Here is a 3,797-nt window from a genome sequence, read left to right as displayed (position 1 = left end):
GTCATACCAGGAAACCACTTTAAAAAACTTAGAATTCAGTTCAATTCCCGCACCTGCATCAAATATGCTCGATCGCGCGTCGCCCTGAAAATCCGTCGAAACTACCGCATCCTCAGTATACCCAAGAATGCCTTTCAGTTCGCCCTCCGAGGCTTTTTTCATTGCCTCGCAAATTTCTTTGTAGCTAGTTTCCTTGCTGCTTTTGAAAGTCAGGTCAACTACAGATACGTCTGGAGTTGGCACGCGCAAAGCCATTCCGGTCAATTTTCCTTTCAATTCTGGTAACACCAAAGTAACAGCTTTCGCCGCACCCGTTGAAGATGGAATAATATTTTGAGCCGCGCCGCGTCCACCCCGCCAATCTTTTTGGCTAGGGCCATCTACAGTAGGTTGAGTAGCTGTCATCGCGTGAACAGTCGTCATCAAACCTTCTTCCAAACCAAAATTATCGTTAATAACTTTAGCAATTGGTGCCAAACAATTTGTGGTACAGCTAGCATTAGAAACAACTGTATCTTTTGCCGGATCGAATTTGTGGTGGTTGACGCCTACTAGAAAAGTTGCCACTTTTTCCGGGTCTTTTGTCGGTGCTGAAAGTATTACTCGTTTTGCTCCCGCCGTCAAGTGTTTTGATGCGCCTTCAAAATCTGTAAACAATCCCGTAGATTCTACAACATAATCTGCACCTGTTTTACCCCAAGGCAATTCTGCCGGATTTCTGATTGACGTGCAGGGAATAAATTTTCCGTCAACAACTATCCCGTCTGGCTTACCTTCAACTTCGCCGTCGTAAATTCCGTGGGTGGAGTCGTATTTGAAAAGATAAGCCAGGTTTTCTGGTGAAACTAAGTCGTTAATGCCGACAAATTCGATGTTGGGGTTTTTGATGCCGGCGCGCATGACTAGCCGTCCAATGCGCCCAAATCCGTTGATGCCGACTTTTAATGCAGCCATGTTTAAACTCCTATTGAAAATATCGCTAGCAGATCGCTGGTTGTGGCTTAGAATTTACCACGCTCTGCTGTTTTTGTAACTGATTCTTTTCTATATCTTAAGAATTCTGAATTCGACCTCAGTTTTGGTGCAATTCATCCTGAAATCACCGCAGGTTAAGGGCCGATCGCTGATGCTCGACAATTGTAAATTTTCTATAATAATAGCCGACGCAGATTTTTTTTTCACACTCGGCTTTTTTTCAATCAGGCGAAAGTGATTATCAAAGATTTATCTAAAAGCAAAAACCGCTGAGAAACGAAAAATTAATAATTTAAACATTTATTACACTCTTCTATCTTTAGAAGTGGTAGGAAAAGAGAGGCACAGCCAAAGCATCTGCATTACCAGGCAGAGCCTGGTAACGAGCAACGACTAATAACTAGCCTTTCGACTTGCTTCGACTAAAATGACTAATGACCAATGACTAATGACTAATGACTAATGACCAATGACTAATGACTAATGACTAATCGCTACCCGACGCATTTAGTGGTTAGCAATTCCACTGCATCCGAAATAAAACACGACCCACCAAACTTATTTAGCACTGGTCTAATATTTTCGGCAACTGCCGATATTTGATCGGGTTCGCAAAAAGCCAGTACGTAAATATTATCCAGCATTGTCATTGCTAAATCGCGCGATCGACCCTTTGTGCTTTTGCCTGCGACACCCCGAATCACTGAATAACCGGGGACACCAGCTTTTTCTAAACCGTCTAAAATCTTTGGAAGTTCCACTGAATTGGCAATAATTTCTATCCTTTTAACTGTCTCCATCGGTTCACCTCCAAAATATATTGATTGCGTATAGATACGTGGGAATGCCTACAATGATGTTAAACGGAAACGTCACTGCTAAGGCTGTCGAAATGTAAAGGCTCGGGTTAGCTTCGGGAACCGTCAGCCGCATTGCTGCTGGTACTGCGATGTAAGAAGCACTCGCGCACAATACGGCAAACAGCAGGCTATCTCCTTCTGGCATTCCGATTAATTTTGCTATCACTAAACCAATTGCTGCGTTAACTATGGGAATGATGATTGCAAAGCCGATCAGAAAAATTCCTGCATCTTGCAAATCTTGAATTCTGCTAGCGGCAACCAGGCCCATGTCTAACAAGAAAAAAGTCAGAACGCCATAAAACAAATCTTGAGTAAAGGGGCTTAAAACTTCCCAGCCGTGTTCTCCTGTCAGTATCCCCATAATTAGGCTGCCAATTAGCAGAAATACTGAACTGTTTAGGAAGGCTTCTTTGAGAACTTCTGACCAAACTATATCGCGTTTTTCTTCTTCTCCGGCGAATACGCTGACGAGAATTAGACCGACAATAATTGCTGGGGATTCCATTAATGCTAGCGCTGCTACCATGTAACCGTCAAAGTCGATCCCCTGTCCTGTAAGGAAGGAGGTGGCGGTGATAAAGGTGACGGCGCTGATGGAACCGTAGGTGGCTGCGATCGCCGCTGCATTGTATGAGTCTAGTTTGATTCTCAGTATAAAGAAAGTATAAACTGGCACTAGAGCAGACATCAGCATCGCTGCCAAAATTGTCAGGGCGACTTGCTGGTCAATTCCGCTTTTGGACAGTTCGACGCCTCCTTTAAATCCGATCGCAAACAGCAGGTACAGCGAAAACAGTTTGGGGATCGGTGCCGGAATTTCTAAATCTGATTTCAGAAAAATTGCTGCCATTCCCATGAAAAAAGCTAATACTGGTGGATTTAAAATGTTTGACGCTACTAGACTCAAATCCACGATCGGTTACTCCTACTTTCTGGCGTTTTTAATATTACTTCACAAATAATTGTTGCACGAGAAGGGCTCGTACAGTGCGATCGAACTTTTGAAATATCTGCTCGATCAAACTAAATACCGCGAAATACAGCAAAAGCGCACAGTGCCAACCTTACAACGAGTAAGGTTGGCACTGCGCGCCTGCCGGCTAAGTATTTTTATCTAACTAAGCAACTCCCAAATAAGACTCTAGAGCTTCCGAACCGCCGATCAACTTGCCGTCGATAAACACTTGCGGCACCGTTGTCCCGCCAGTCACGGCCCGGAGGGATCGGGTTGTGATATCCCGATTCAAGACGATTTCTTCATAATCCAAGCCCTTTTGGGTCAACATTGCCTTAGCCTTAGCACAAAAGGGACAGCCCATTTTTGTAAACAGCGAAACCACCTTCGGCTTGGTTGCTGAAGAGTTGATGTAGTTGAGCATCGTCTCCGCATCGGACACCTTGAAAGGGTCTCCCGGTTCCTCGGGCTCAATAAACATTTTTTCAACCAAGCCATCTTTGACCAGCATAGAATAGCGCCAAGACCGCTTACCAAAGCCTAAATCTGTTTTGTCTACCAGCAGTCCCATGCCTTCAGTAAATTCGCCGTTACCGTCGGGAATTAACGTCACATTGTCTGCTTCTTGGTCTTTTGCCCATTCGTTCATCACAAAAGTGTCGTTGACAGAAATACAAACGATTTCATCTACGCCGTTTTCTTTGAAAACTTTCGCCAATTCGTTGTAACCCGGGAGGTGCGTTGACGAACAAGTGGGAGTAAAGGCTCCCGGTAGCGAGAACACTGCTACGGTTTTGCCGGCAAATATATCATTGGTGGTGACATCCTTCCACTCGTTGTCTTTGCGAGTGCGAAAGGTCACAGTAGGTACTCTTTGACCTTCTTTGTTAGGCAGCATGATTTTGAATCCTGGGGTACTTGGGTTAAATTCCTTTGCTTGCTATAGCGTACTCATAACGAGTATGACTTGTCAAGGGGGGGCGGGTTTTTTGTTGGGACTGCTG

4 protein-coding genes are annotated in these 3,797 nt (G+C 44.5%); all 4 read right to left on the bottom strand.

Annotated features, from left to right (window positions below; all coding sequences use genetic code 11):
• On the bottom strand, window positions 1-954 hold a 954-nt coding region (gap, locus tag IQ270_RS28950), incomplete at its 3' end, for a type I glyceraldehyde-3-phosphate dehydrogenase (protein WP_193976564.1).
• Between the two features lie 515 nt (window positions 955-1,469).
• The gene (locus tag IQ270_RS28945) at window positions 1,470-1,775 is read right to left on the bottom strand and encodes a P-II family nitrogen regulator (protein WP_193976563.1); all 306 of its coding nucleotides are present in this window, start codon (window positions 1,773-1,775) and stop codon (window positions 1,470-1,472) included.
• 4 nt (window positions 1,776-1,779) lie between these two features.
• Window positions 1,780-2,751, bottom strand: coding sequence for a sodium-dependent bicarbonate transport family permease (locus IQ270_RS28940; RefSeq protein ID WP_193976562.1), 972 nt, complete (start codon window positions 2,749-2,751; stop codon window positions 1,780-1,782).
• Between the two features lie 205 nt (window positions 2,752-2,956).
• On the bottom strand, window positions 2,957-3,691 hold the full coding sequence (locus tag IQ270_RS28935; protein WP_193976561.1) for a glutathione peroxidase: 735 nt from the start codon (window positions 3,689-3,691) through the stop codon (window positions 2,957-2,959).
• Window positions 3,692-3,797 lie beyond the last annotated feature (106 nt).

This window comes from Microcoleus sp. LEGE 07076 (genome assembly GCF_015207455.1).
Classification (GTDB): Bacteria; Cyanobacteriota; Cyanobacteriia; order Cyanobacteriales; family Microcoleaceae; genus Microcoleus.
Note: the sequence above shows the minus strand (reverse complement) of the source record. Positions and strands in the feature narration are given on the sequence as shown.

Bases quoted from the DNA above. Each gene is read 5' to 3' on its own strand.
- IQ270_RS28945 (WP_193976563.1), bottom strand. From the start codon at position 1,775: ATGGAGACAGTTAAAAGGATAGAAATTATTGCCAATTCAGTGGAACTT.
- IQ270_RS28935 (WP_193976561.1), bottom strand. From the start codon at position 3,691: ATGCTGCCTAACAAAGAAGGTCAAAGAGTACCTACTGTGACCTTTCGC.